Genomic DNA, 21,446 nt, shown 5'->3' on the forward strand with positions numbered 1-21,446 from the left:
TGTCCCCTTCGTCTAGTGGCCTAGGACACCGCCCTTTCACGGCGGTAACAGGGGTTCGAGTCCCCTAGGGGACGCCACGATTACCCGCTCTGCGGGATTTTTAAGGGTCATTCATTTATTGAATGGCCCTTTTGTTTGTCTGGCGTTCGGCCATTTCCATTCCTTTTATCTTTGCTATCAGTCCGGGCCTGCCTCAGCGCAGATCGGGTGCGTTACACTGCGCGCTTTATTTGTAGGCAGGGAGACAGGCATGAATTGGGATCTGGCGACGCCGTTCATCATTGATCTGCAGGTGCAGAGCGAAGACATCGACGGTTTTGGCCATGCCAATAACGCCGCCTATGTGGTTTGGCTGGAGCGCTGCGCCTGGCGCCACTCCCAGCGCCTTGGGCTGGATTTGACCGAATACCGCAGGCTCGACCGGGCCATGGCGGTGGCGCGCCACGAAATCGATTATCTGGCCAGCGCCTATGAAGGGGATGAGCTGCAGCTCGCGACGTGGATTGTCGATTTTGACAAGCGCCTGCGTCTGACCCGGCACTTTCAATTGATCCGGCCAAGTGATGGCGCGACCTTGCTGCGCGCGCAAACCACGTTTGTCTGTATCGAACTGTCGACGGGCAAGCCCAAACGCCTGCCGCCGGAGTTTCTGGAAGGCTACGGTTCGGCGGTCGTGGCGCCCTGATCAAGATACCGATTGGTCACATAACCCCGTAAACTGCCGCACGTTTTTTTATGAGAGTCACCCATGCAAATTGCTTTGGCGCCGATGGAGGGGTTGGTCGACAACATCCTGCGTGATGTCCTGACCCGCACCGGCGGTATTGATTGGTGTGTGACCGAATTTATTCGGGTCACTGAACGGCTGTTGCCCGAAGCCTATATCCACAAGTTCGCCCCTGAGCTGCAACACGGTGCCAAAACCCGTGCTGGCGTACCCTTGCGCGTGCAACTGCTGGGTTCTGACCCGGCGTGTCTGGCGGACAACGCGGCGCTGGCCTGCCAATTGGGCAGCGAGGTCATCGACCTCAACTTTGGCTGCCCGGCCAAGACCGTGAACAAGTCCCGTGGCGGTGCGGTGCTGCTCAAAGAGCCTGAGCTGCTGCATGCGATTTTGCTGCAGGTGCGCCGTACGGTGCCTGCGCATATCCCGGTGACGGCCAAGATGCGCCTGGGCTTCGATACGCCTGACAGCGCCAATGAATGCGCGATTGCCCTGGCAGAGGGGGGCGCCAGCCAGATCGTGGTGCATGCGCGGACGAAAATGGACGGCTACAAGCCGCCAGCGCATTGGGAGTACATCGCCCAGGTGCAAGAGGTGGTCAAGGTGCCGGTGTTTGCCAATGGCGATATCTGGTCGGTTGAAGACTGGCGCCGTTGCCGCGAAATCAGCGGGGCTGAAGACATCATGCTCGGTCGCGGTCTGGTGTCGCGCCCGGACCTTGCCCGGCAAATCGCTGCTGCGCGGGCAGGCGAAGAGGTGGTTGAAATGACCTGGGCGGATTTACAACCGATGATCCGCGACTTCTGGGCGCAAGCTGAGGCGCAACTGACGCCGCGTTCGGCGCCGGGGCGGCTCAAGCAGTGGTTGGCCATGTTGACGCGCAACTACCCTGAAGCCGTGGTGCTGTTCAATGCCATGCGCCGCGAAACCGACTGTGAAAAGGTTCGGCATCTGGTCAACAACCCGCCTGTGGAAGGCGCGTAAAAAATTTCAAAAAAGCCTCTTGAAATGATTTTGCTGATCCCTACTTAGGGGTTAAGCGATGCCGAAACCGGGTCGCGAAGACAAAATCTCGCTGAAATCAGGAGGCTAAATTATGAACACTGCATTTTCTCTGGCGCCACTGTTCCGTAATTCTGTCGGTTTTGACCGTTTTAGTGATCTGTTTGAAACCGCGCTGCGTAACGACTCCAGCGCTGGCTATCCACCCTACAACGTTGAAAAGCACGGTGATGACAGCTATCGCATCGTGATCGCGGCGGCAGGGTTCACCCAGAATGATCTGGACCTGCAAGTTGAAAAAGGTGTGTTGAGCGTCAGCGGCAGCAAACGTGAAACCTTCGGTGACAACACCGAAAGCAGCGCTGAAAAACCAGCATCAGGCGTGACCTACTTGCATCAGGGTATCGCGCAACGGGCATTCAAACTGTCCTTCCGCCTCGATGACCATATCGAGATCAAAAACGCGAACTTGAGAAATGGCTTGCTGAGCATCGACCTGCAGCGGGTGGTGCCCGAAGAAGCAAAAGCCAAACGCATCCCGATCAATAGTGGGGATCAACAGCCTGCTCTGCAAAACTGATGTGAGTCGGTGCTGGAACCCCGTCTTATAGGCGGGGTTCTTTTTTGCAGGAGGAGGGGGAGATTGCAACGGATCTGCAAGCGCGTGTTTCTATCGCCCGAAAGGGCCCAAAGCTTCAACTAGTCTGCCAAGACAGGCCTCAACATCGGGGCATTGACTGGAGCTTTAGATGAAAAACAAACGCGCACGTGATTCAGAAACAGGTCTGTTTATTCCGTTGGAGGAGGCCAAGCGCCGCCCGAAAGAAACCACCGTCGAAACCATCAAGAAAACACCCAAGCCTTCACCCAAGCGTTAACGGGCAACACACAGGCACTTGCTCCGACTCTCTCCCCGGGGCAGGTGCCTGTTCTTTAGCGAGTGCCGTGTTACTCGGCGACATGCGCCGTTTTAGGTTGATGCTGTTGCAGGTTTTTGTCGGCTTTATAGCGCAGCGCTACGTCAGGCACGCTGCTGGCTTTGCCGGTTTCAACCCAGTTACGGATACGCCCGGCATCGGCAAAGTGAGTGTATTTGCCGAATGCATCCAGAATGACCAATGACACGGGGCGATTGCCCATTTCGGTCACCAGCACCAGACAATGGCCTGCCTGATTGGTGAAGCCGGTTTTAGTGATCTTGATGTTCCATTTGTCTTTGTTGATCAAATGGTCGGTGTTGTGAAAGCCCAGGGTGTAGTTGGGTTTGCGGAACGTCACCGATTTTTCTTTGGTAGTACTCAACTGGCTGAGCATCGGGTAGTGGCGCGCGGCGGCGAGCAGCTTGCTCAGGTCGCGAGCCGTCGAAACGTTGCGCGGCGACAGGCCGGTGGGTTCAACGTAATGGGTGTGCATCATGCCCAGGCTCTTGGCCTTGGCGTTCATGGCGGCAATAAACTTCACATAGCCGCCCGGGTAGTGGTGCGCCAGGCTGGCCGCCGCGCGGTTTTCTGAGGACATCAAGGTGATCAGCATCATTTCGTGGCGTGACAACTCACTGCCCAGCTTGACCCGCGAGAACACGCCTTTCATTTCCGGGGTGTCGCTGATGTTGACCGAGATGTACTCGTCCATCGATTGCTTGGCGTCCAGCACCACCATCGCGGTCATCAGTTTGGAAACCGATGCGATGGGCACGACCACGTCCGGGTTGCTGGCGTAAATGACTTTATTGGTTTGCAGGTCGATCAGCAGCGCGCTGCCAGAAGCAATGTGCAGTTTCGACATGTCCCGGGGGGACATGGTGCCTTCCGTCGCTGCGGCGATTGAAGGAGCGGCTGTGCCTGTCAGAACTAAAAATAGGCTCAAAATCGAAAGATGAATTTTCACGCAGATTGACTCAATGATGGTTAGGGAATTCTGAACGGCAACCGTTGGTATACATATAGCGTTACATTTTTGGAGTATGGATTAATAACGTTAGAAATGCCTGTATTTGCAGGGGGTTAGCAGAGAAATTTCACGCGGTAGGTGAGCCTGGATATTGTGCGCCGTGCCGGTGAGGATTTTGCTGCTTCACACGCCCGTGAAGCGTGCATCGCACGAGCCTAGCAGCGCAATGCTGTTGGCTGGCTGAACAGACCTTGCAACGGGGAATCAAAGGGCTTTAAAACGCAAAACGCCCATGAGGTGTCAGGCTCATGGGCGTTTTGCAGTTTAGGTGCCAAGGAGGGGCGGGTTAGGGCTCCGGTTGAAAATGCAGCAAGTCCCCGGGTTGGCAATCCAGAGCGGCACAGATGGCTTCGAGGGTGGCCAGCCTTATGCCTTTGACTTTTCCTTGCTTGAGCAGTGAAAGGTTCTGTTCGGTTATCCCGATCATTTGCGCGAGGTCTTTGGACTTCATCTTGCGTGTGGCCAGCATGACGTCCAGTTTTATGGCTATCGGCATCGTGCCCTCTTAGACAAACTGCTCATTCTCTCTTGCCAACGAACACGCGTTGGACAAGCTGCGAGCGATGATCATAAGAGAGGCTGAGAGAAAAAACGCAACAATATGTGACGGCTCAAAGTTTATGCTGAGCAACCGTTCCCCCACAGGTCGGGTGAAGGTGATCCATACACTCATCACCGGTGTCAGCACCAGGCTGGCCAGTACCCAGAGCAACACGCTCATGCCCACTTTACCCAGCAGGTCTGCCGACTCTGACGAAAAGTATTCGCCTTTGCTGTAGGCCAGAAACAGGCTGCGCAGTGCCAGTAAGCCTTTTGCCAGTATCAGCAGCGGGATACTGGACAGGACGATCCCGCCAGCCGCTTGCCACCAAGGCATGAGCGAGATGTTGGCGTTCAGTTGGCCAATCATCGCGGTCAAGTTGAAGCCGCCCATAAAACTGCCGAGTGCGTCAGGGAAAATCCAGTAAGCGATATTGGCCAGCAGCATGCTGACCACCAGTACCAATGTGGCGGTTGCCAGGACCCGGCTGCGATTGGCCAAGAGATCTGTTGTCATCGAACAATCCTTTTGTGCGTAGTCATCGATTTAAGTGTCCGGAGGCTGCGCAGTCCTTCCGGGTAGGTCTGTGCAGTGGGTGTATCGTAAATCGATAATAAATGATTGTAAAACGATAATTTCGTGACGACTGAACGCAGCTCGAAAGCTGCGTTGTCGACCTGTGCCCAGGGCAGGGGCGTGTTGCTTAAGTGCCACTGCGCAATTGTGTAAAATGCCGGCCTTTGAAATTGACCGGCCAGCCTGATGACCCCTGAAGCGTTAACCACTTTGCACCTGCACTTAATCACCGCCCTGGAGACTGCGCCGGCTGAAACACGGCGTATCTTCCATGGGCGCGGCCGCTGCTGGCCGAGCCTGGAGCAGTTGACGGTGGACTGGCTGCAAGGTGTGGTGTTGGTCTCGTTGTTTAAAGAGCCGGAGCCTGCCCAGCTTGAAGCTCTGAAGCAGATGCTGTTGACGATTGTGCAGTCGCCGGTGTGGCAGGCCTGTGGCGCCCACACGCTGGTGATGCAGCATCGCTACACATTGCAAAGTGATACTGAATGGCTGGCGGGTGAGCCGGTGGACGAGTGGACGCTCACCGAAGGCGGGTTGCGTTATCAGGTGGACCTGGGCCGTAAGCAGAACAACGGGCTGTTTCTGGATATGCGTTATGGCCGTAACTGGGTGCGGGAGAATACTGAGGGTAAGCGGGTGTTGAATCTGTTTGCCTACACCTGCGGGTTTTCTGTCGCGGCCATTGAAGGCGGCGCCGAGCATGTGGTGAACCTCGACATGTCACGTGCGGCCCTGAGCCGTGGCCGGGACAATCACCGGTTAAACGGGCATGACACCGGCAAGGTGAGCTTCCTTGGGCATGAGTTGTTCAAGTCCTGGGGGAAGGTCAAAAGCCTGGGGCCTTACGATGTGGTCATCATCGACCCGCCTTCGTTCCAGAAGGGCAGTTTTTTGCTGACCAAGGATTACCAGCGCGTGCTGCGGCGCTTGCCGGAATTGCTCACTGAAAACGGCACGGTACTGGCGTGCATGAACGATCCTTCGCTGGGCTCCGAATTTTTGATCAATGGCGTGACCGCCGAGGCGCCGAGCCTGCGCTTTGAGCAACGGCTGGAAAACCCGCCGGAGTTTCCGGATGCCGATCCTGAGTGCGGGCTGAAAGCACTGGTGTTCAAGCAAGGCGTGTGACAGGCAAAAAAAAGCCCGCGGGAGAGTGCGGGCCAAGGTTCATTGAATGAGCGGGGTCACTATACAAGTCGTCTGTTGTGACCACCGTGAAACAAAATTCATGAGCCCGGCTGAATCTGCAGGCCCTGTAGGAGCGAGCTTGTCTCGCGATCTTTTGATCTGATATTCCCTCGCCCGAAGGAGAGGGAATATCGGCGAGGACGGTGGCCTCCTGCGGCTCACATGTTAGCGAGTGCGCGACGACTCAAACAGGAACCAGACGCGGCGTTCGGCTTCGTCGATCCAGTTTTCGAGCAGGCTGGTGGTGGCCACGTCACCCGACTCAGAGCACAGCTCGTGGGTGGCGCGCATGTAGGCGGCCAGCTGGATGTTGTCTTCGCGCAATTCGGCCAGCATGTCTTCCGGGGTCACGAAATCAGCATCGTTGTCCAGCAGGCGCTGAAGCTTTTTGATATGCCCGATCGAGCGGATTGTGGTGCGCCCCAGCTTGCGCACGCGCTCGGCAATGGCATCGGTGGTGGCAAAAATCTGATCAGATTGCTCATCCAGCAGCAGGTGGAAGTCACGGAAGTGCGGGCCGGACATGTGCCAGTGGAAGTTCTTGGTTTTCATGTAAATGGCGAACGTGTCGGCGAGCAATGCATTCACTTCTGCAGCAATGTTGATGCGTGCTTCTTCGCTCAGCGCCGAAGGTGTCCGCAGATCGGCCTTTCTGCTTTCCTTGGCGGATTTCAGGTCTTTCATGGTCGTTCCTCGTGTTGGCTGTGAATAGGCTTAAACGAATGAATAGTGGGGCTGACTAAAGACCACGAACAGTGGTTCGTCAAACCCGCCGGGCTGCTCAATAAGGGCGGCTAAACGTTACGACCTGACGAAGAGCAAGATCGTTCAAGACTTTCATTGATCAAGTTGCGACCCTTTGTCGCTGCTTACTGCCGGGATGTTTTTTGATGCCTACTTCGCTTCCTCGCGTCGCTTTTACTCGTGGCGCGATTGCTTGTCTGCCCTTGACGCTGGCGTGCGCGCCCTGGGGGCTTTTAGCCGGTTCGACGGCGATTGATGCGCAATTGACACCGATGCAAGCCCAAGGGCTGTCGCTTTTTGTGTTTGCCGGGGCGGCTCAATTGGTGGCCATTGGCATGATCAAAGGGGGCGCCAGTGCGCTGTCCATTTTGATCACCACGCTGCTACTGACTTCGCAACACATCCTCTATGCCATGCATTTGCGCCCCATCGTCGCGCCCATGGAGGCCAAGTGGCGTGCCAGCCTTGGCTTTTTGTTGACCGATGAGTTTTTTGCGTTGGTCAGCCCGTATGACCAAAAAACCTTCAACCGCTGGTATGCCTTGGGCGTTGGCTTGTGCATGTATGTGGGCTGGAACCTGTTTACCTGCCTGGGGGTGATTGTCGGTAAAAGTATTCCGGGGCTGGATCAGTTGGGGCTGGAGTTCTCGATTGCCGCAACGTTCATTGCCCTGATCACGCCGATTGTGCGCAATGTGCCAACGCTGATTTGCGTCGCCGTCTCGTTATTGAGCGTGGTGCTGTTCAGTTATTGGCAATGGGAGTCGGCAATTGTGCTGGCGGGGTTGGCGGGTATGACCGTCGGGTATCTGTGCAAACGACTAGGAGCGTACTTCGCATGACGGTATGGCTGATTATTGGCGGGATGACGCTGATTCTGTTTTTTAACCGCTATCTGTTTCTCGAGCCGCGCTTGCCGATTCGCTTGAATCGCGGGGTTCGTGAGTTTCTGGGGTTTGCGGTGCCAGGCATGTTAACGGCGATTTGCGGGCCGATCATTTTTATCAAGGATCACACCCTTGATCTGAGCCCCACCAACCCGTACCTGCTGGCGGCTGTGTGTGCGATAGGGCTGATGCTCTGGACCCGCAATGTGTTGCTCAGTGTCGTGTTAAGTGTGGCGTTGTTCTATCTGTTTCGTTGGTGGCTATAACTTGCGCTGCGGCGCGTGATTTGAACGGGCCGCTGACGGGAACACCGTCAATGACCACATACCAGCACGCCAGCAGACCGTCCGCGCGAAGCGGTTCGGGGACTGCGCTGCCGACAACCGACATGATATGGACCTTTGGCATAGGAACCTCCTGCTATCAAACAATGGCGCCACTTTAAGGCTTGGGCCCATGCGTAAAAAATCATTACGCGTGATAGTCGCCATTGATGCGGGTGAGGTTGTTTCTACGCAGTCTAGTCGACAACTTGATCAAGCATCTGCATCACTTCATGGTCACTCAGCAAACCCTGGCTGACCAGGTGTTGGGCCAGCAGTGCAACCAGCTTGGCGGTGCGGTGGCCTTCAAGCTGTTTGAGTTCGGTCAGCGTGTTGTAGACCTTGCTGGAAGTGCACAGCCCTACAGTGCGGTGCGGGTTTTGTGTCGGCATACAGGTCGTCCTTGTTTTTATAGTGTGCGAAGTGTCACGGCCAGAGCGTTCAAAGTGTGTGCATGCTGATGCCGTAGTTTCAGCCAATACTGTGTCCAGTGCGTGACAATCGCAACCTCAATTCAAACCTGGCGGCAACTGAACAAGCTTGCCGCTGGGGTGTTGACTGCGATTACCAGCGTGGTGGGCCGTAATAACCGCGGGGCGGGCCGTAGTACACCGGTTGTGGTCGGCCGTAATAGGCGGGTGCATAAACCGGTTGTGGTTGTACGTAAACTGGCTGCGCCTGGTAGTACACCGGAGGTGCCTGCACATAAACCGGTTGTGGTTGCACATAGACCGGGTGTTCAACGTAAACCGGGCGCTGTTGGCTGGCGACTATCGAGCCAACAACCGTAGCACCGACCACTGCGCCAAGTAGCGCCGGGCCAGCACCCCAACCGCCATGGGCGGATGCCTGGCCAGCGACAGCCAGGGCGCCGATCAGCAAAGCAACTTTGGGGAAGGTACGCATCATGACGATTCCTCTGGTTTCAACCCCGCGTCTTGGCCTGCACCAGGCCATATGAAATAGCGGGGATAACATTGAGACAATCTTTTTAGAAAAAATTGCAAAATGTTTCGGTAAAGTTTGTGTAAGGTCTTGGGCTCGCTGACACGTTTCAGCGAGGTCTATGATCCTGCAAATTTATCGCGGCGGCTTGAGCCGTATATCCGAAAGCACGAGGAGATGAACATGCAAATGAATCCGAACAAAGACACCCGGCTGTGCATATCAATGTCAGGCAGACCCGGGAATTTCGGACTGCGTTTTCATAATCATCTGTACGAGCAGTTGGGCCTGAACTTTTACTACAAAGCCTTCAGCCCCAAAGACCTCGCCGGGGCCATTACCGGGATCCGGGCTTTTGGTATTCGCGGTTGCGGGGTGTCGATGCCCTTCAAGGAGGCGAGTATTGCGCTGGTCGACGAACTGGACGCCTCGGCGCAGGCCATTCAGTCGATCAACACCATCGTTAATACCGACGGACACCTGAAGGCTTACAACACGGACTACATCGCCATTGCGCAATTGCTGCGTGATCACCAGGTTGCCAAGGACACTACGTTCGCCTTGAGCGGCAGCGGCGGCATGGCCAAGGCCGTGGCTTCGGCCTTGCGCGATGGCGGGTATCACAATGGCGTGATCGTGGCCCGTAACGAAGTCACGGGTTCTGCGCTGGCGAAAAACCTCGGCTACTCATGGCAGGCCGAACTGGGTCAGCAGCGGCCGCAAATGCTCATCAACGTTACCCCGGTTGGCATGGCGGGCGGTGCTGAGGCAGATGATCTGGCGTTTGCCGCTGAGGCGATCGATCAGGCCGAGATCCTGTTTGATGTGGTAGCGATCCCCGTCGAAACGCCGATGATTATTCGTGGCCGTGAGCAAGGCAAACGGGTCATTACGGGCCTGGAAGTGATTGCCATCCAGGCGGTTGAGCAATTTACCCTGTACACCGGCGTGCGCCCAACCCCAGAGCAGTTCCAGGCGGCCGTGGCGTTTGCACGCAGTTGATGGTTGAGCCATAAAGGCCGAGATTCGGCCTTTATGGCGCTTAGCGCTTAAAGGTGCGCCAGTCGCACACCATTTTCGTCAACACGCAGGCTCACGGTGCCGCCGATGATCAGTGGGCGCATGTCCGGGATATGGCCATTGGGAAACCCGAACACTTTGGGGAAGGAATACTGGGCCACGCGTTCGGCAATGATTGATTGAGCAATGGGGCTGTGCGGCGACGTGTCATCCGCGATGTTTTTCATGCCGCCAATAATCAGGCCTTTAATCTTTTCAAAAGCCCCTGTCTGTTCGAGGCTTTTAAGGTAGCGGTCAATCTTGTAGTAAGCGTTCTCACCGATTTCTTCGAGAAACAGAATGGCGTTGTCGTAATTGAAGTTAAAGCGGGTGCCAGAGAGTGCGGTCACGACGGTCATGTTTCCGCCAATCAGGGTGGCGCACGCCGAGCCCGGTTCATTGAGCAGGTTATTGTCCAGTTGGTACGTCGGTTTGATGCCTTTAAAGAGGTTGAAAATATTCTGATAAGAATCGGCTGACGGGGTTGGCGTGCTGATGATGTTTTGGCCGTGTACCGACTCAATTCCGTACCTTGCCAGCAGGCTCTGCAAGAAGGTGATGTCGGAGTAGCCGATTAACCATTTGGGATTATGTACGAAACGGCTCAGGTCGATGTGCTCCAGCAGTTGAACGCTGCCATAGCCGCCACGGGTCGCCCAGATGGCATCAATCGAGTCGTCGTCCAGCGCCCACTGCAAGTCCCTTAGTCGTTGTTCGGGCGTGCCCGCATAGGTGTAATGATGCGCATGTCTGGCGAGCGCAAACTCACCGTAAACAGGTGTATAGCCCTGCTCAATGATCATGTTGTGAGTGTGCGTCAGCAGGTCTGGATTAGACACGGCCCCGGCCGGGGAGACGATGGCGACCCGGCTGCCGGGTTTAAGGTTTTTAGGTGTTATTGAACACAAGGTCATTACTGAAGCACTCCATGACGCCGTCGTTTTACGATATGAAGTGTTTAGCCTAGTCCTCGATCATCGGATGTATTTAAAGACGAGTCGCTTTAACGCGCCGGAAGATTCCTGATAATGAGTGGCTTTTTTATAAGAGTGGCCGCCCCGTCTACGACGCCGCGCTGTCGCGCAGCAAACAGGACAGCGAGTATCTTCAGCATCCCCCAATCGGTTCCCTCTCCTTCGGGAGAGGGCTAGGGTGAGGGGGGCTCTTAGATCAAGATCAAAAGATCGCGAGCAAGCTCGCTCCTACAGGGCCTTTAGAATCAATCACTTATTTTATGTTTGATAGGAGCCCCCGATGCCTGATTGAGCGGCGTGGCATCTGATGGGGGCTATGCAGGGTGCTACTCCAGTTCGCTCAAACGCGCTTCCAGTGCCGCAATGCGCGCTTCGAGTGCTTCAAAGCGCTCAAGGGACACACCTGAAGGGCTGCGCTCGGCGGGTTGCTGGCGGGCTGCAATGATTGCGTCTATATCGGCAGGGTCGCCCAGTGCGTGGGTGTAGCGATCTTCGCGCTGGCCCGACTGGCGCGGAATAAGCAGCGCCAAATCACGGGCAATCAGCCGTTCGAGCTGATGCTGGACTTGGTCTGTGTCTTCAAAGTCATGCATGCGGTTACTACGGGTGAGCAATTCGTTAAGGGTTTGCGGGCCGCGCAGAAACAGCAAACCCAGCAGAACGACCTGGGCCGGGACCAGCTCCAGTGCCTTGTCGACTTTGTGCTCCCAACGATCAGCGCGACTGCCCATGACCAAACGGGTAAAGCCCTGGCCCTCAAGCGCACGCAAACTCTGGCCGACCTGGCCTTGGGTCAGGTTCATCACCGGCTCGCGGCTGGTTTTCTGGTTGCAGGCCAGCACCAGCGCATTGAGGGTCAGGGGGTAGGTTTCGGGGTTGGTGGCCTGCTTCTCGATCAAGGAACCGAGGATGCGGATTTCCGTGCTGTTAAGCCGAGCTCCGGTGTCGCTGTCGTGTTCAGTGCTCATCACGCTTTCCTTGTGCGTTTAAAAGGAGATCAGAGTGTTGCGATCACACTCAATTGTCATCCGCCCCTTATAGGTTCAACACTGACTAAAAGACAAGCCGCTTCTTACGCGGCGTATGCCTATAATCGCCGCACATTCACTTCCCGCCCACAGACTGTCGAGACTTTCATGACTATCTCTCTGTACGCTGCTTCTGTTCCTGTGTTCAAACAAATGCTTAACGCCCTGAGCGGTGTGCTGAGCAAGGCTGAGGCTCACGCTGCAGCCAAGAACATTGACCCGAGTGTGTTCCTGCAAGCACGCTTGGCTCCGGACATGTTCCCGCTGGTGCGTCAGGTGCAAATCGCGGTTGATTTCACCAAAGGTGTTTCGGGCCGTCTGGCTGAGATCGAGCTGCCTAAATACGATGACAGCGAAGTGACCTTTGCTGACCTGCAAGCTCTGATCAGCAAGGTGCTGGCGTTTGTTGACGGCATCACACCTGCGCAAATCGACGGCAAGGAAGGGATCGAAATCATCACCCGTCAGGGCACACCGAAAGAAAAACGCTTCACCGGCCAGGCTTACCTGCTGACCTACGGCCTGCCGCAGTTCTTCTTCCACGTGACCACCGCTTACGCGATTCTGCGCCACAACGGCGTTGAAATTGGCAAGCGTGACTACATGGGCGCGTTCTAAGCATTGCGCTAAGCCACGCGTGACAGACTCAGGAGCACCTGCGCGGGTGCTCCTGTTTTGTAAGGCCTAGGCCTGTTCTTCTTCGGCCAGGCACACAGCAGCGGTAAACAGCACGTCGGTTGACGAGTTGAGTGCGGTTTCAGCGGAGTCCTGCAGGATGCCGATGATGAAACCGACCGCCACCACCTGCATAGCAATTTCGCTCGGGATACCAAACAGGCTACACGCCAACGGAATCAACAGCAGCGACCCCCCGGCAACACCCGAAGCGCCACAGGCGCACACGGCGGCCATCACGCTGAGCAGAATAGCGGTCGGCACATCCACATCAATCCCCAGCGTATGCACGGCTGCCAGCGTCAAGACGGTAATGGTGATGGCCGCACCCGCCATGTTGATGGTCGCGCCCAATGGGATCGACACCGAGTAGGTGTCTTCATGCAAACCCAGACGTTCGCTTAACGCCATGTTGACCGGGATGTTGGCCGCCGAGCTGCGGGTGAAGAACGCGGTGATCCCGCTTTCACGCAAGCACATGAACACCAGCGGGTACGGGTTGCGGCGCAGCTTCCAGAACGCGATCAGCGGGTTGACCACCAAGGCCACAAACAGCATGCAGCCGATCAGCACGGTGAGCAGGTGCAGGTAGCCCAGCAGGGCGCCAAAACCGGAGGTGGCGAGGGTCGCGCTGACCAGACCGAAAATGCCCAATGGCGCGAAGCGAATCACCACACGCACGATCAAGGTCACGCCGTTGGACAAGTCGTTGAGTACGGTGCGGGTGGTTTCGCCCGCATGGCGAACAGCAATGCCCAGGCCAATCGCCCAAGCCAGAACACCGATGAAGTTGGCGTTCATCAGGGCACTGACCGGGTTGTCCACCGCGCTCAACAGCAGGCTTTGCAAGACCTCGCTGATGCCCCCGGGAGCGGACACGGTGATGTCTTCGGTGAGCAGAATCAGGCTGGACGGGAACAGCGTGCTGGCGATCACGGCGACAACTGCTGCGGCAAACGTGCCGATCAAATACAGCACCAGGATTGGGCGGATGTGGGTGACTTGGCCTTGTTTGTGGTTGGCAATCGAGGCCATGACCAGCACAAACACCAAAATCGGCGCCACGGCTTTCAGGGCGCTGACGAACACCTTGCCGACAAAAGCCACCGAGAGTGCCGCCGCAGGTGCCAGCCAGGCCAGCAAAATACCGGCAATCAGACCGATGACAATTTGGGTCACCAGGCTGGTGCGTTTGAGCGTTTGCAGCAGGGTAGGTGGAGCATCAGTCATAAGGAGTGTCTCTAGTTGTTGTGGGTAGCGCATTCAACGACTCTGGCGTTGACTCAACCTTTAGCCGGCAGGCAATAACGGCCAGCAGCCGCGCTTAAACGTGATGAGTTAAGCAGAGTAGGGGCGGATTCAGTCATGCGTGCAGAGCACGCTTGTCTGACTAAGGTCAGAACGGGGGGCGGACTTTACCATACAGATGTAGGAGCTTTCCTACGTAAGGGCGATCTGCCGCACCTTGGCGCGTAGGTCTATTACGCCAACTCCCCATCATGCAGAAGCATTCTGTTACCATTGCGCATCCCCCACTTTCTTTAAATCAGCGGGCCTTTCGGGCTTTCGCTGGCGTTGTCGTCTTTGGAGTTATTCATGCTGTTGCCCATCCTGCTGCTGTCTGCGGCCGGTTTCACCGTGCTCACCACCGAGTTCATTATTGTCGGGCTGTTGCCTGCGATCGCCCGTGACCTTGAAGTCAGCGTGTCGCAGGCCGGTTTGCTGGTCACGTTGTTCGCCTTCACCGTGGCGGCATTAGGGCCGTTTTTGACGGCCTACTTCGCCCGCTTTGAGCGCAAGCGCTTGTTTATCGGCATTTTGCTGATGTTTGCCTTCGCCAATACCGTGGCCGCGCTGGCGCCGAATATTTGGGTCATGGCGTTTGCGCGATTGCTGCCTGCGCTGGGTTTGCCGGTGTTTTGGGCGCTGGCCAGCGAAACCGCCGTCAACATTGTCGGCCCTGAATACGCGGGCCGTGCAATTGCGAAGATCGGCTTCGGGATTGTCTGTGCGACGGTGTTTGGTATCCCGGTCGGGACGTTGATCTCGGATGCCTGGGGCTGGCGCAGTGCGTTCGCAATTCTGGCCGTGATCGCCCTGGCCAAGGCCTTGCTGCTGTGGGTGTATTTGCCGGCAGTTAAAGGCGTCAAAGAGGGTGTCACCTTGCGCTCACAGTTCGGCTTGCTGCGCAGCCCGCTGATGATCGGGCATATCGTGCTCTCAGTGCTGGTGTTCAGCGGCATGTTCACGGCCTACACCTATTTGGCCGATATCCTGGAGCGCCTGGCCGGGTTTGACGGCACGCTGGTGGGGTGGTGCTTGATGGGCTTTGGCGCTGTTGGCCTGATTGGCAATTCGTTGGGCGGGCGCATGGTAGACCGCCATCCGCTGATTGCGTCGATGGTGTTTTGCGCGTTCATGATTGGCGGCATGGTGGCGCTGGTGCCGAGCATTCACTCCACGCTGGGGCTGGCGGCCGCGATGGGCGTTTGGGGGGTGACCCAGGCGGCGCTGTTTCTGGTCAGCCATGTGCGGCTAATGAAAGCCGCGCCGCAGGCACCGGCCTTTGCCGCATCGTTGAACATTGCCGGGGCTAACCTGGGGATCGGCCTTGGCGCGCTGTTTGGCGGGCATGTGATTGATACCTACGGGCTGGGCAGCCTGGGCTTTGCCGGGGCCGGTTTTATTCTGGTATCGATCATCCTTGCATCGTTGTTGATGGCCATAAAGCCGCGGGCGGTCTGCGCCTGATCAGCGGTTTTCGGTAAAGAGTTCCCGTCGCGCGCCCTCGGTAATCGCCACGATGCCGGGGTGGAGGATCTTGCGCTCGACGGTAATGGCATAAAACGATTCGGTGACGGCCTCGGTCTGGCCGATCAATTCAACGTCAAACTGGCGCATGACTTCGTCGGCGATCACGCTGGGGGCGATAAACACGCCGGTGCCGGATTGGCCAAACGCCTGCATCAGCGCGCTGTCATCGAACTCACCGACAATTCTCGGCTGGATTTTCAACTCGGCCAACCAGCGTAACAGGCGCGTGCGGATCACTGTTTCCGGGCCCGGGATCAGCAGGGGCGCGTCTTGCAGGCTCTGCGGGAAGTGTTCGGCATACGCTTGGGCGAGGCTTGCGGTGGCAAAAAAACTGATTCCACATTCGCCAAGCTTTTGGCTTAGGCCTTTAATGTCTAGATGGGACGGCATCGGGCTGTCGGAAATGACCAAATCAAGCCGTTGAATCGCCAGGTCTGCCAGCAGCCGGTCGAGCTTGTCTTCGCGGCAGGTAATGCGAACGGGTTTGTCCAGCTCCATGGTCGGGGCGATCAGCCGATACACAATCGACTTGGGCACCACATCGGCAACCCCGACCCGCAAGATAACCTGTTGCTCCTTGGGCGCCATGCGCAGCATGCTTTCCAGCTCGGCGCCCACCTGGAAGATCTGTTCGGCATAGGGCAACACCTGGCGCCCGGTTTCGGTCAGCTCCAGTTGGCGCCCGACCCGGCGAAACAAGGGCAGGCCGTAGGTGTCTTCCAGCAGGCTGATTTGCCCGCTGATGGTTTGTGCTGTCAGGTTCAATTGCTCGCAGGCGCGCACGATGCTGCCGGTTTTGGCAACGACCCAAAAGTAATGGAGTTGGCGGTAATTGAGCATATGATCTGCAACACTTCGTAAAAACCGAAGTATAGCGTTTAAAAATACGAATTTTCCTGAAGTGTTTGCCTCTCTAAAATCGCGCGTTATTCGCAGGCCACGTTGTTGGCCGCAGGTTTAAAGAGGGCACTTCACGATGAATATGCAAAAAGCAGGTTATTCCGCGCTGTTGGCGTCCACCTTGTTGCTGATGGGCGGTTGTGATCAGGCGGAAAAAGCCGCACAGCAAATGCTTAGCAAAACCGCTGAGGCTGCCAAGCAGGCCATTGATGACACCCACAAGGCGGCCGAACAGGCGCTCAACGATGCCACCGGCGGGCGCTTGATTGAACAGCAGCCACCGGCTGAAGAAAATAAAGAAACATCGCACACTATTTAAGTTGTCTTACAGAAGGGTCAGAACACACCTATGGAATACCTTTTAGAACTGGCGGTCAGCCCTACGGCCTGGATTGCACTGGCCACGCTGATCGTGATGGAAGTGGTGCTCGGGATCGACAACCTGATCTTTATCTCGATTTTGACCAACAAGCTGCCCGAGCAATTTCGTACCAAGGCCCGCCGTATCGGTATCGGCCTGGCGCTGATTCTGCGCTTGGGCTTGCTCAGCACCATCGCTTACATCGTGCAGTTGACCACGCCGGTATTCGAAGTCTTGGGGCAGGCGTTCTCCTGGAAGGACATGATTCTGATCGCCGGTGGCCTGTTCCTGGTCTGGAAAGCCACCAGTGAAATTCACCACAACATGACCCCTGACGCCGAGGACAAGGCCGAGAGCGTGTCGTCCAAAGTAGCTGTTGGTTTTGCCGCTGCGATCGGTCAGATCCTGATGCTGGACCTGGTGTTCTCCATCGACAGTATCGTGACGGCGGTTGGTATGACCGAGCACTTGCCGATCATGGTGATTGCGGTCGTAGTGGCGGTGATGGTGATGTTGCTGGCTTCGGAGCCTCTGGCCAAGTTCATCAACGAAAACCCGACCGTGGTGATGCTGGCGCTGGCGTTCCTGATCATGATCGGCATGACCCTGATCGCAGAAGGTTTTGGCGCCCATGTACCAAAAGGCTACGTGTATGCGGCGATGGCGTTCTCCGCCACTGTAGAAACCCTGAACATTCTCGCGCGTCGGGCTCGGGAAAAACGTCAGGCAGGCGTGACCAAGTAAGCGCAGGCGGCTACTCAAAAACCGTCCATCCTTGTCAGGGTGGACGGTTTTTTGCATTTAGTGCGCGTTGGCGGCGGCAGGGGCCGGTTGGGCGGGTTTTTGCTTGGGTTCTGGCTGCGGGTGCGGGTGATGATGACGGCTGATGCGCATCAGGCCCCAGAGCATGGCGGCGGCAACGGCCAGCCATCCGGTGATCAGCAAGATAATGGTCAATGTCGGGCTCATAAGTGCCTCCTTTGCCCACGACGGGCATAAACACACTTCAGATGACAGTCTAGCTTGAGCAGTGTTTCAGTCTATTGACCAAAGGTCGTGCTGCACCAACTGATTGGCTCTATGTAGGAACTTTCACTGTGCTTTAAGGCTATACCAGACCCTGTTGGCGCCCTATGATCGTCGACCATGGCAGACCTTGCGGTCTGGCGTTCATTCAAAGCGAGGGCGTATGCAGGGACTGAGTGGATTGAAAGGGCTGCGTCTGTGGCTGCTGGCCGCATTGGCCGTGACCGTGGTGGGCTGTGCCAGTGTTGACCAGGCGCAAATGCGTCATCTGCCAGAGCGGGTTGAGCTTAACGGTGTGCCTTTTTTTCGCGGTAACGCCCATCAAAGCGGCCCGCAGGTGTTGGCCAGCATGCTGGGTGAGCAGCGCATCAGAATCACTCCGGGCCTTTTGACCAAACCACTCAAACTGCCAGAGGCCGAAGCTTCGTTGCAAAGCAATATGGAGCAACTGGCCGGGCAATACGGGCTGATGGTGTATCGGCTGGATCCTGCACTCACAGCACTGTTGACCCAAGTTGCCGCAGGCCACCCGGTGATGGTGCGCTTTATGGATGGCCGGGTCTGGAGCGAACCGCGTTATGCAGTGTTGGCGGGCTATGACCGCAACAAACAAACCGTATTGTTGCGCGCAGGCATGGATCGGCGCCGGATCATGGAATTCAGCAAGTTTGAGTCCAGCTGGAAAGATGCCGGCAGCTGGGCCGTGCTGATTTTGGCCCCGGACCAACTGCCGGTGAATGTCGACAAAGAGCGGTGGTTAAAGGCGGCTAACGACCTGTCCCGCTTGGGCCAGGAGCAAGCCGCGAGCAAAGCCATCAAAGCCCTGCAATAACAAACACCCACTGTAGGAGCGAGCTTGTCTCGCGATCTTTTAAAAGATCAAAAGATCGCGAGACAAGCTCGCTCCTACAGGGTGTGGCGCACACAAACCCTCCCACTCGATGCAACGGCCAAAATCAAAAGATCGCGAGCCCTTTCTTTAGCCGTTAAAACCCGAACTTGTCACGCAAGCTGTAATACCAGGCACCCAACGCCGTCAGCGGTGTACGCAACAACTGCCCGCCGGGGAAAGGGTAGTGCGGCAAGTCAGCAAACGCATCAAAACGCTCAGCCTGCCCGCGCAGCGCTTCGGCCAGCACCTTGCCCGCCAGGTGCGTATACGTTACCCCGTGCCCGCTGCAGCCTTGGGAGTAATAGATGTTGTCGCCAATGCGCCCAACCTGCGGCAAACGGGACAGCGTCAGCAGGAAGTTGCCTGTCCATGCGTAATCAATTTTAACGTCCTTGAGCTGCGGGAACGCCTTGAGCATCTTAGGTCGAATAATCGCTTCAATGTTGGCCGGATCGCGCGCCCCGTACACCACGCCACCGCCGAAGATCAGGCGCTTGTCGCCCGACAGGCGATAGTAGTCGAGCAAATAGTTGCAGTCCTCGACGCAGTAATCCTGAGGCAGCAGCGTTTTGGCCAGCTCCTCGCTCAGCGGTTCAGTGGTAATGACCTGCGTACCACACGGCATGGACTTGGACGCCAGCTCAGGCACCAGATTGCCCAGATACGCGTTGCCCGCCACGATAATGAACTTGGCACGTACCTTACCTTGTGGCGTATGCACCACCGGGTTGGCGCCTCGTTCGATGCGCACGGCGGGCGACTGCTCGTAAATTGTGCCCCCCAGGGATTCGACCGCAGCCGCTTCGCCCAACGCCAGATTCAGCGGGTGGATATGCCCGCCGCTCATGTCCAGCAGGCCGCCCTGGTAGAGATCGCAAGCAACCACTTCACCAATACGGCGCTTGTCCAGCAGCTCAAGTTGCGTATTGCCGTAGCGCTCCCACAGCTTCTTCTGTGCTTCGAGGTGACCCATTTGCTTGCTGGTGATCGCGGCAAACACACCACCGTCTTTTAAATCGCACTGGATCTGATACTTGGCAACGCGGTCACGAATAATCTTGCCGCCTTCAAAGGCCATCTGGCCTAACAGTTGGGCTTGCTTGGCGCCGACCGTGCGCTCAATCACATCAATGTCGCGGCTATAACTGTTAACGATCTGGCCGCCGTTACGCCCTGACGCGCCAAAACCCACTTTGGCCGCCTCTAGCACCGTGACCTTAAAACCGTGCTCCAGCAGAAACAAAGCACTCGACAGCCCGGTATAACCGGCGCCGATCACACAGACATCCGTTTCAACCTCATCCTGCAGGGCAGGGCGCTCCGGCGCCGGATTAGCCGAAGCCGCATAGTAGGACTGGGGATAAGGTGTGTTCGCCATTCTGCAACCTCTGTTTTATATTTTTTACGAGTGCGCCCGATGCTACCTCAGTTGAAATTCGCCCGCCAGCCAGCGCTGGCTGAGTATTTTCGGGGTGAAAATAAAAATTTCGACTATTCATGGGGTTAGCTGCAAAAAAGGTGTTGACACCCCTCCGCAAATCTATAGAATGCGACCCCACAGCAGGCACGTAGCTCAGTTGGTTAGAGCACCACCTTGACATGGTGGGGGTCGTTGGTTCGAGTCCAATCGCGCCTACCAAACAAAATCCGCTCTGCTGGGCGGTCTAGAAGGGCTCACCGAAAGGTGGGCCCTTTTTTGTTGTCTTTGGATTTGCCAGGCTTTTGTTCATATGATGCAAATGCAGGTGCTGAGCGATCATAAGCACGAGATTTGATTTTTCAGATATTGAGTTGAACAAAGCTTGTTAAGGCTACATAATCGCTCCTGCCTCATTTGAGGCCGATCCCGCAAGGGTTTTCGACAGCGCTTAGAAAGTTCTATGTTGACCGGTGTTCGCGCAGGTCAAGGTCGCAAGACGCAGACCATGCTATACCTGATAGGGGTTAGCGCATTTTCCAAAGGTGAGACATTATGTCTAAAACCAATGTTGTGTCTTTCGCAGAGAAAAAGGCTGAGCTCCAGACCAAAGCCGACTTTCTAGATTTTCTCCACGATGACATCAAAAATCAGCCAGAGAGTATCCAGCCTATACCTGCTGGTCTTCTGAATCGAATTCAGTCCCTTCGCCTTAAGGCTGAGCAAAATCGTCGTAGTGAGCTTCTAGAAGGCTAAAGATTACGTGACTGAAAGCACTCTTAACATTGTCAACGGGTGGGCACTTTATGCTCACCCGTTTTTCTTGGAGCGCCTTGAGGCGCTTACAGCAGAGGTTGAGAAGGCTGCAGAGAAGGATCCAGATGAATTTCATCGTCATCCCTCCTACAAGCTTCTAGATGCTATTGCCGAAAATATTTTGGTCAATGTACCTGCCAACCCGGCGCACCCTGGCTACCGTCAAGGTACGACGCTGGGAAAGACCAATAAGCATTGGCTTCGGGTTAAAAAGCAGGGTATGGCTCCGCGCTACCGTCTGTTTTTTCAATTTCGTTCAGATGCCCCTAAAACGATCATCTATGTATGGATCAATGATCAGGACACGCTTAGAAAAGCGGGTGGCAAAAATGATGTCTACGCCGTCTTTGCTGCGATGATTAAGGGTGGCAAGGTGCCAAGCGAATTTGCCAAGCTTTTGGCAGAGAGCGACCCTTACATCGTGTCATTGGAGCCAGCAGTAACTGCTGATGACCAGGTTGTTGCGCCTGTCCCGTCTTGATTCATATTCAAGCCTTCCCTTTAATGCGTCAGATTGACCCTTCGCCTCAAAGTAGCTACGCAACGGTGCGACGACGCAAATCCTGTCGCTCATAAGCGCGGATCCTCTCAAGGCTCAATCTGC

Annotated in this window: 28 protein-coding genes and 2 tRNA genes; 17 read left to right on the forward strand and 13 right to left on the reverse strand. The window is 56.1% G+C overall.

The window, feature by feature from the left end; all coding sequences use genetic code 11:
- The first annotated feature begins 1 nt into the window (after position 1).
- The 5 genes from GHO32_RS19715 (at position 2) to GHO32_RS26915 (ending at position 2,604) form a co-directional block, all read left to right on the forward strand.
- A tRNA-Glu gene (locus GHO32_RS19715) sits at positions 2 to 77 on the forward strand.
- Between the two features lie 173 nt (positions 78 to 250).
- Positions 251 to 685, forward strand: a complete 435-nt coding sequence (locus GHO32_RS19720) for a thioesterase family protein (protein WP_048388601.1) — start codon at positions 251 to 253, stop codon at positions 683 to 685.
- 63 nt (positions 686 to 748) lie between these two features.
- Positions 749 to 1,708 carry a tRNA-dihydrouridine synthase gene (locus GHO32_RS19725; protein ID WP_153336195.1) on the forward strand — a complete coding sequence of 320 codons (960 nt, stop codon included), beginning with the start codon at positions 749 to 751 and terminating at the stop codon, positions 1,706 to 1,708.
- A gap of 112 nt (positions 1,709 to 1,820) precedes the next feature.
- Entirely contained in the window at positions 1,821 to 2,306 is a 486-nt protein-coding gene (locus tag GHO32_RS19730) for an Hsp20 family protein (protein WP_153336196.1), read from the forward strand.
- Positions 2,307 to 2,475: 169 nt separating this feature from the next.
- Positions 2,476 to 2,604: a hypothetical protein gene (locus tag GHO32_RS26915; RefSeq protein WP_256665494.1), complete on the forward strand. Its 129-nt coding sequence runs from the start codon at positions 2,476 to 2,478 to the stop codon at positions 2,602 to 2,604.
- A 70-nt stretch (positions 2,605 to 2,674) separates the two neighbouring features.
- Here GHO32_RS26915 and pbpG read toward each other — a convergent pair whose 3' ends face one another.
- From pbpG to GHO32_RS19745, 3 genes are all read right to left on the reverse strand, one after another.
- Positions 2,675 to 3,613, reverse strand: a complete 939-nt coding sequence (gene pbpG, locus GHO32_RS19735; RefSeq protein WP_048368874.1) for a D-alanyl-D-alanine endopeptidase — start codon at positions 3,611 to 3,613, stop codon at positions 2,675 to 2,677.
- Positions 3,614 to 3,962: 349 nt separating this feature from the next.
- A complete protein-coding gene (locus GHO32_RS19740) occupies positions 3,963 to 4,172 on the reverse strand; it encodes a helix-turn-helix transcriptional regulator (protein WP_153336197.1) in 210 nt (69 codons plus the stop codon).
- 9 nt (positions 4,173 to 4,181) lie between these two features.
- On the reverse strand, positions 4,182 to 4,733 hold the full coding sequence (locus GHO32_RS19745) for a DUF2975 domain-containing protein (protein WP_153336198.1): 552 nt from the start codon (positions 4,731 to 4,733) through the stop codon (positions 4,182 to 4,184).
- Between the two features lie 246 nt (positions 4,734 to 4,979).
- On the opposite strand from GHO32_RS19745, the gene GHO32_RS19750 reads away from it, so the two are divergent.
- Positions 4,980 to 5,921 (forward strand): class I SAM-dependent methyltransferase, encoded by a 942-nt coding sequence (locus GHO32_RS19750; RefSeq protein WP_123750502.1) that lies wholly within the window; start codon positions 4,980 to 4,982, stop codon positions 5,919 to 5,921.
- A 225-nt stretch (positions 5,922 to 6,146) separates the two neighbouring features.
- On the opposite strand, the gene GHO32_RS19755 is transcribed toward GHO32_RS19750, so the two are convergent.
- Positions 6,147 to 6,665, reverse strand: coding sequence for a Dps family protein (locus tag GHO32_RS19755; protein ID WP_123750503.1), 519 nt, complete (start codon positions 6,663 to 6,665; stop codon positions 6,147 to 6,149).
- Positions 6,666 to 6,871: 206 nt separating this feature from the next.
- Here GHO32_RS19755 and GHO32_RS19760 point away from each other — a divergent pair, with 206 nt between their 5' ends.
- Positions 6,872 to 7,567, forward strand: coding sequence for an AzlC family ABC transporter permease (locus GHO32_RS19760; protein WP_048368879.1), 696 nt, complete (start codon positions 6,872 to 6,874; stop codon positions 7,565 to 7,567).
- Positions 7,564 to 7,878, forward strand: coding sequence for an AzlD domain-containing protein (locus tag GHO32_RS19765; protein ID WP_048368880.1), 315 nt, complete (start codon positions 7,564 to 7,566; stop codon positions 7,876 to 7,878). The genes GHO32_RS19760 and GHO32_RS19765 overlap by 4 nt, the downstream gene beginning before the upstream one ends.
- On the opposite strand, the gene GHO32_RS19770 is transcribed toward GHO32_RS19765, so the two are convergent.
- The 3 genes from GHO32_RS19770 to GHO32_RS19780 form a co-directional block, all read right to left on the reverse strand.
- A complete protein-coding gene (locus GHO32_RS19770) occupies positions 7,826 to 8,020 on the reverse strand; it encodes a hypothetical protein (protein WP_153336199.1) in 195 nt (64 codons plus the stop codon). The genes GHO32_RS19765 and GHO32_RS19770 overlap by 53 nt on opposite strands.
- Before the next feature lie 112 nt (positions 8,021 to 8,132).
- Complete coding sequence (locus GHO32_RS19775; RefSeq protein WP_153336200.1) at positions 8,133 to 8,327, reverse strand: hypothetical protein; 195 nt, start codon at positions 8,325 to 8,327, stop codon at positions 8,133 to 8,135.
- A 172-nt stretch (positions 8,328 to 8,499) separates the two neighbouring features.
- Positions 8,500 to 8,844 carry a hypothetical protein gene (locus GHO32_RS19780; RefSeq protein ID WP_153336201.1) on the reverse strand — a complete coding sequence of 115 codons (345 nt, stop codon included), beginning with the start codon at positions 8,842 to 8,844 and terminating at the stop codon, positions 8,500 to 8,502.
- 219 nt (positions 8,845 to 9,063) lie between these two features.
- Between GHO32_RS19780 and GHO32_RS19785 the strand changes: the two genes are divergently transcribed.
- The gene (locus tag GHO32_RS19785) at positions 9,064 to 9,882 is read left to right on the forward strand and encodes a shikimate 5-dehydrogenase (RefSeq protein WP_153336202.1); all 819 of its coding nucleotides are present in this window, start codon (positions 9,064 to 9,066) and stop codon (positions 9,880 to 9,882) included.
- A gap of 47 nt (positions 9,883 to 9,929) precedes the next feature.
- Here the strand turns inward: GHO32_RS19785 and GHO32_RS19790 are convergent, their stop codons facing one another.
- Positions 9,930 to 10,853 carry an LD-carboxypeptidase gene (locus tag GHO32_RS19790; RefSeq protein WP_153336203.1) on the reverse strand — a complete coding sequence of 308 codons (924 nt, stop codon included), beginning with the start codon at positions 10,851 to 10,853 and terminating at the stop codon, positions 9,930 to 9,932.
- A 386-nt stretch (positions 10,854 to 11,239) separates the two neighbouring features.
- Entirely contained in the window at positions 11,240 to 11,881 is a 642-nt protein-coding gene (locus GHO32_RS19795) for a YceH family protein (RefSeq protein ID WP_153336204.1), read from the reverse strand.
- Between the two features lie 168 nt (positions 11,882 to 12,049).
- Between GHO32_RS19795 and GHO32_RS19800 the strand changes: the two genes are divergently transcribed.
- The gene (locus GHO32_RS19800) at positions 12,050 to 12,559 is read left to right on the forward strand and encodes a DUF1993 family protein (RefSeq protein ID WP_123750508.1); all 510 of its coding nucleotides are present in this window, start codon (positions 12,050 to 12,052) and stop codon (positions 12,557 to 12,559) included.
- A 66-nt stretch (positions 12,560 to 12,625) separates the two neighbouring features.
- On the opposite strand, the gene sstT is transcribed toward GHO32_RS19800, so the two are convergent.
- The gene (sstT, locus tag GHO32_RS19805; RefSeq protein WP_153336205.1) at positions 12,626 to 13,846 is read right to left on the reverse strand and encodes a serine/threonine transporter SstT; all 1,221 of its coding nucleotides are present in this window, start codon (positions 13,844 to 13,846) and stop codon (positions 12,626 to 12,628) included.
- 366 nt (positions 13,847 to 14,212) lie between these two features.
- Between sstT and GHO32_RS19810 the strand changes: the two genes are divergently transcribed.
- Entirely contained in the window at positions 14,213 to 15,367 is a 1,155-nt protein-coding gene (locus GHO32_RS19810; protein WP_153336206.1) for an MFS transporter, read from the forward strand.
- On the opposite strand, the gene nhaR is transcribed toward GHO32_RS19810, so the two are convergent.
- Positions 15,368 to 16,270 carry a transcriptional activator NhaR gene (nhaR, locus tag GHO32_RS19815; protein ID WP_153336207.1) on the reverse strand — a complete coding sequence of 301 codons (903 nt, stop codon included), beginning with the start codon at positions 16,268 to 16,270 and terminating at the stop codon, positions 15,368 to 15,370.
- A gap of 136 nt (positions 16,271 to 16,406) precedes the next feature.
- On the opposite strand from nhaR, the gene GHO32_RS19820 reads away from it, so the two are divergent.
- Together GHO32_RS19820 and GHO32_RS19825 are read left to right on the forward strand one after the other, a co-directional pair.
- Positions 16,407 to 16,649 carry a hypothetical protein gene (locus tag GHO32_RS19820; protein WP_153336208.1) on the forward strand — a complete coding sequence of 81 codons (243 nt, stop codon included), beginning with the start codon at positions 16,407 to 16,409 and terminating at the stop codon, positions 16,647 to 16,649.
- 30 nt (positions 16,650 to 16,679) lie between these two features.
- Positions 16,680 to 17,435 carry a TerC family protein gene (locus tag GHO32_RS19825; RefSeq protein ID WP_048368891.1) on the forward strand — a complete coding sequence of 252 codons (756 nt, stop codon included), beginning with the start codon at positions 16,680 to 16,682 and terminating at the stop codon, positions 17,433 to 17,435.
- A gap of 57 nt (positions 17,436 to 17,492) precedes the next feature.
- On the opposite strand, the gene GHO32_RS26505 is transcribed toward GHO32_RS19825, so the two are convergent.
- Positions 17,493 to 17,660: a hypothetical protein gene (locus GHO32_RS26505; RefSeq protein ID WP_178113914.1), complete on the reverse strand. Its 168-nt coding sequence runs from the start codon at positions 17,658 to 17,660 to the stop codon at positions 17,493 to 17,495.
- Between the two features lie 220 nt (positions 17,661 to 17,880).
- Here GHO32_RS26505 and GHO32_RS19830 point away from each other — a divergent pair, with 220 nt between their 5' ends.
- Positions 17,881 to 18,549, forward strand: a complete 669-nt coding sequence (locus tag GHO32_RS19830; RefSeq protein ID WP_178113915.1) for a PA2778 family cysteine peptidase — start codon at positions 17,881 to 17,883, stop codon at positions 18,547 to 18,549.
- Between the two features lie 154 nt (positions 18,550 to 18,703).
- Here GHO32_RS19830 and GHO32_RS19835 read toward each other — a convergent pair whose 3' ends face one another.
- The gene (locus GHO32_RS19835) at positions 18,704 to 19,987 is read right to left on the reverse strand and encodes an FAD-binding oxidoreductase (RefSeq protein WP_123750512.1); all 1,284 of its coding nucleotides are present in this window, start codon (positions 19,985 to 19,987) and stop codon (positions 18,704 to 18,706) included.
- A 184-nt stretch (positions 19,988 to 20,171) separates the two neighbouring features.
- On the opposite strand from GHO32_RS19835, the gene GHO32_RS19840 reads away from it, so the two are divergent.
- The 3 genes from GHO32_RS19840 to GHO32_RS19850 all read left to right on the forward strand — a co-directional run bounded on the left by GHO32_RS19840 (position 20,172) and on the right by GHO32_RS19850 (position 21,323).
- Positions 20,172 to 20,248, forward strand: a tRNA-Val gene (locus tag GHO32_RS19840).
- Positions 20,249 to 20,581: 333 nt separating this feature from the next.
- Positions 20,582 to 20,782: a hypothetical protein gene (locus GHO32_RS19845; RefSeq protein WP_153336209.1), complete on the forward strand. Its 201-nt coding sequence runs from the start codon at positions 20,582 to 20,584 to the stop codon at positions 20,780 to 20,782.
- A gap of 7 nt (positions 20,783 to 20,789) precedes the next feature.
- Positions 20,790 to 21,323 (forward strand): type II toxin-antitoxin system YhaV family toxin, encoded by a 534-nt coding sequence (locus GHO32_RS19850; RefSeq protein ID WP_368668402.1) that lies wholly within the window; start codon positions 20,790 to 20,792, stop codon positions 21,321 to 21,323.
- Positions 21,324 to 21,446: the final 123 nt, after the last annotated feature.

The organism is Pseudomonas sp. FSL R10-2189, from assembly GCF_009600325.1.
Taxonomy (GTDB): Bacteria; Pseudomonadota; Gammaproteobacteria; order Pseudomonadales; family Pseudomonadaceae; genus Aquipseudomonas; species Aquipseudomonas helleri.

Excerpts from the sequence above, each read along its gene's own strand:
- GHO32_RS19720 (WP_048388601.1), top strand. The coding sequence starts at position 251 with ATGAATTGGGATCTGGCGACGCCGTTCATCATTGATCTGCAGGTGCAG.
- GHO32_RS19725 (WP_153336195.1), top strand. The coding sequence starts at position 749 with ATGCAAATTGCTTTGGCGCCGATGGAGGGGTTGGTCGACAACATCCTG.
- GHO32_RS19730 (WP_153336196.1), top strand. The coding sequence starts at position 1,821 with ATGAACACTGCATTTTCTCTGGCGCCACTGTTCCGTAATTCTGTCGGT.
- GHO32_RS26915 (WP_256665494.1), top strand. The coding sequence starts at position 2,476 with ATGAAAAACAAACGCGCACGTGATTCAGAAACAGGTCTGTTTATTCCG.
- GHO32_RS19740 (WP_153336197.1), bottom strand. The coding sequence starts at position 4,172 with ATGCCGATAGCCATAAAACTGGACGTCATGCTGGCCACACGCAAGATG.
- GHO32_RS19745 (WP_153336198.1), bottom strand. The coding sequence starts at position 4,733 with ATGACAACAGATCTCTTGGCCAATCGCAGCCGGGTCCTGGCAACCGCC.
- GHO32_RS19750 (WP_123750502.1), top strand. The coding sequence starts at position 4,980 with ATGACCCCTGAAGCGTTAACCACTTTGCACCTGCACTTAATCACCGCC.
- GHO32_RS19755 (WP_123750503.1), bottom strand. The coding sequence starts at position 6,665 with ATGAAAGACCTGAAATCCGCCAAGGAAAGCAGAAAGGCCGATCTGCGG.
- GHO32_RS19760 (WP_048368879.1), top strand. The coding sequence starts at position 6,872 with ATGCCTACTTCGCTTCCTCGCGTCGCTTTTACTCGTGGCGCGATTGCT.
- GHO32_RS19765 (WP_048368880.1), top strand. The coding sequence starts at position 7,564 with ATGACGGTATGGCTGATTATTGGCGGGATGACGCTGATTCTGTTTTTT.
- GHO32_RS19770 (WP_153336199.1), bottom strand. The coding sequence starts at position 8,020 with ATGCCAAAGGTCCATATCATGTCGGTTGTCGGCAGCGCAGTCCCCGAA.
- GHO32_RS19775 (WP_153336200.1), bottom strand. The coding sequence starts at position 8,327 with ATGCCGACACAAAACCCGCACCGCACTGTAGGGCTGTGCACTTCCAGC.
- GHO32_RS19780 (WP_153336201.1), bottom strand. The coding sequence starts at position 8,844 with ATGATGCGTACCTTCCCCAAAGTTGCTTTGCTGATCGGCGCCCTGGCT.
- GHO32_RS19785 (WP_153336202.1), top strand. The coding sequence starts at position 9,064 with ATGCAAATGAATCCGAACAAAGACACCCGGCTGTGCATATCAATGTCA.
- GHO32_RS19790 (WP_153336203.1), bottom strand. The coding sequence starts at position 10,853 with ATGACCTTGTGTTCAATAACACCTAAAAACCTTAAACCCGGCAGCCGG.
- GHO32_RS19795 (WP_153336204.1), bottom strand. The coding sequence starts at position 11,881 with ATGAGCACTGAACACGACAGCGACACCGGAGCTCGGCTTAACAGCACG.
- GHO32_RS19800 (WP_123750508.1), top strand. The coding sequence starts at position 12,050 with ATGACTATCTCTCTGTACGCTGCTTCTGTTCCTGTGTTCAAACAAATG.
- sstT (WP_153336205.1), bottom strand. The coding sequence starts at position 13,846 with ATGACTGATGCTCCACCTACCCTGCTGCAAACGCTCAAACGCACCAGC.
- GHO32_RS19810 (WP_153336206.1), top strand. The coding sequence starts at position 14,213 with ATGCTGTTGCCCATCCTGCTGCTGTCTGCGGCCGGTTTCACCGTGCTC.
- nhaR (WP_153336207.1), bottom strand. The coding sequence starts at position 16,270 with ATGCTCAATTACCGCCAACTCCATTACTTTTGGGTCGTTGCCAAAACC.
- GHO32_RS19820 (WP_153336208.1), top strand. The coding sequence starts at position 16,407 with ATGAATATGCAAAAAGCAGGTTATTCCGCGCTGTTGGCGTCCACCTTG.
- GHO32_RS19825 (WP_048368891.1), top strand. The coding sequence starts at position 16,680 with ATGGAATACCTTTTAGAACTGGCGGTCAGCCCTACGGCCTGGATTGCA.
- GHO32_RS26505 (WP_178113914.1), bottom strand. The coding sequence starts at position 17,660 with ATGAGCCCGACATTGACCATTATCTTGCTGATCACCGGATGGCTGGCC.
- GHO32_RS19830 (WP_178113915.1), top strand. The coding sequence starts at position 17,881 with ATGCAGGGACTGAGTGGATTGAAAGGGCTGCGTCTGTGGCTGCTGGCC.
- GHO32_RS19835 (WP_123750512.1), bottom strand. The coding sequence starts at position 19,987 with ATGGCGAACACACCTTATCCCCAGTCCTACTATGCGGCTTCGGCTAAT.
- GHO32_RS19845 (WP_153336209.1), top strand. The coding sequence starts at position 20,582 with ATGTCTAAAACCAATGTTGTGTCTTTCGCAGAGAAAAAGGCTGAGCTC.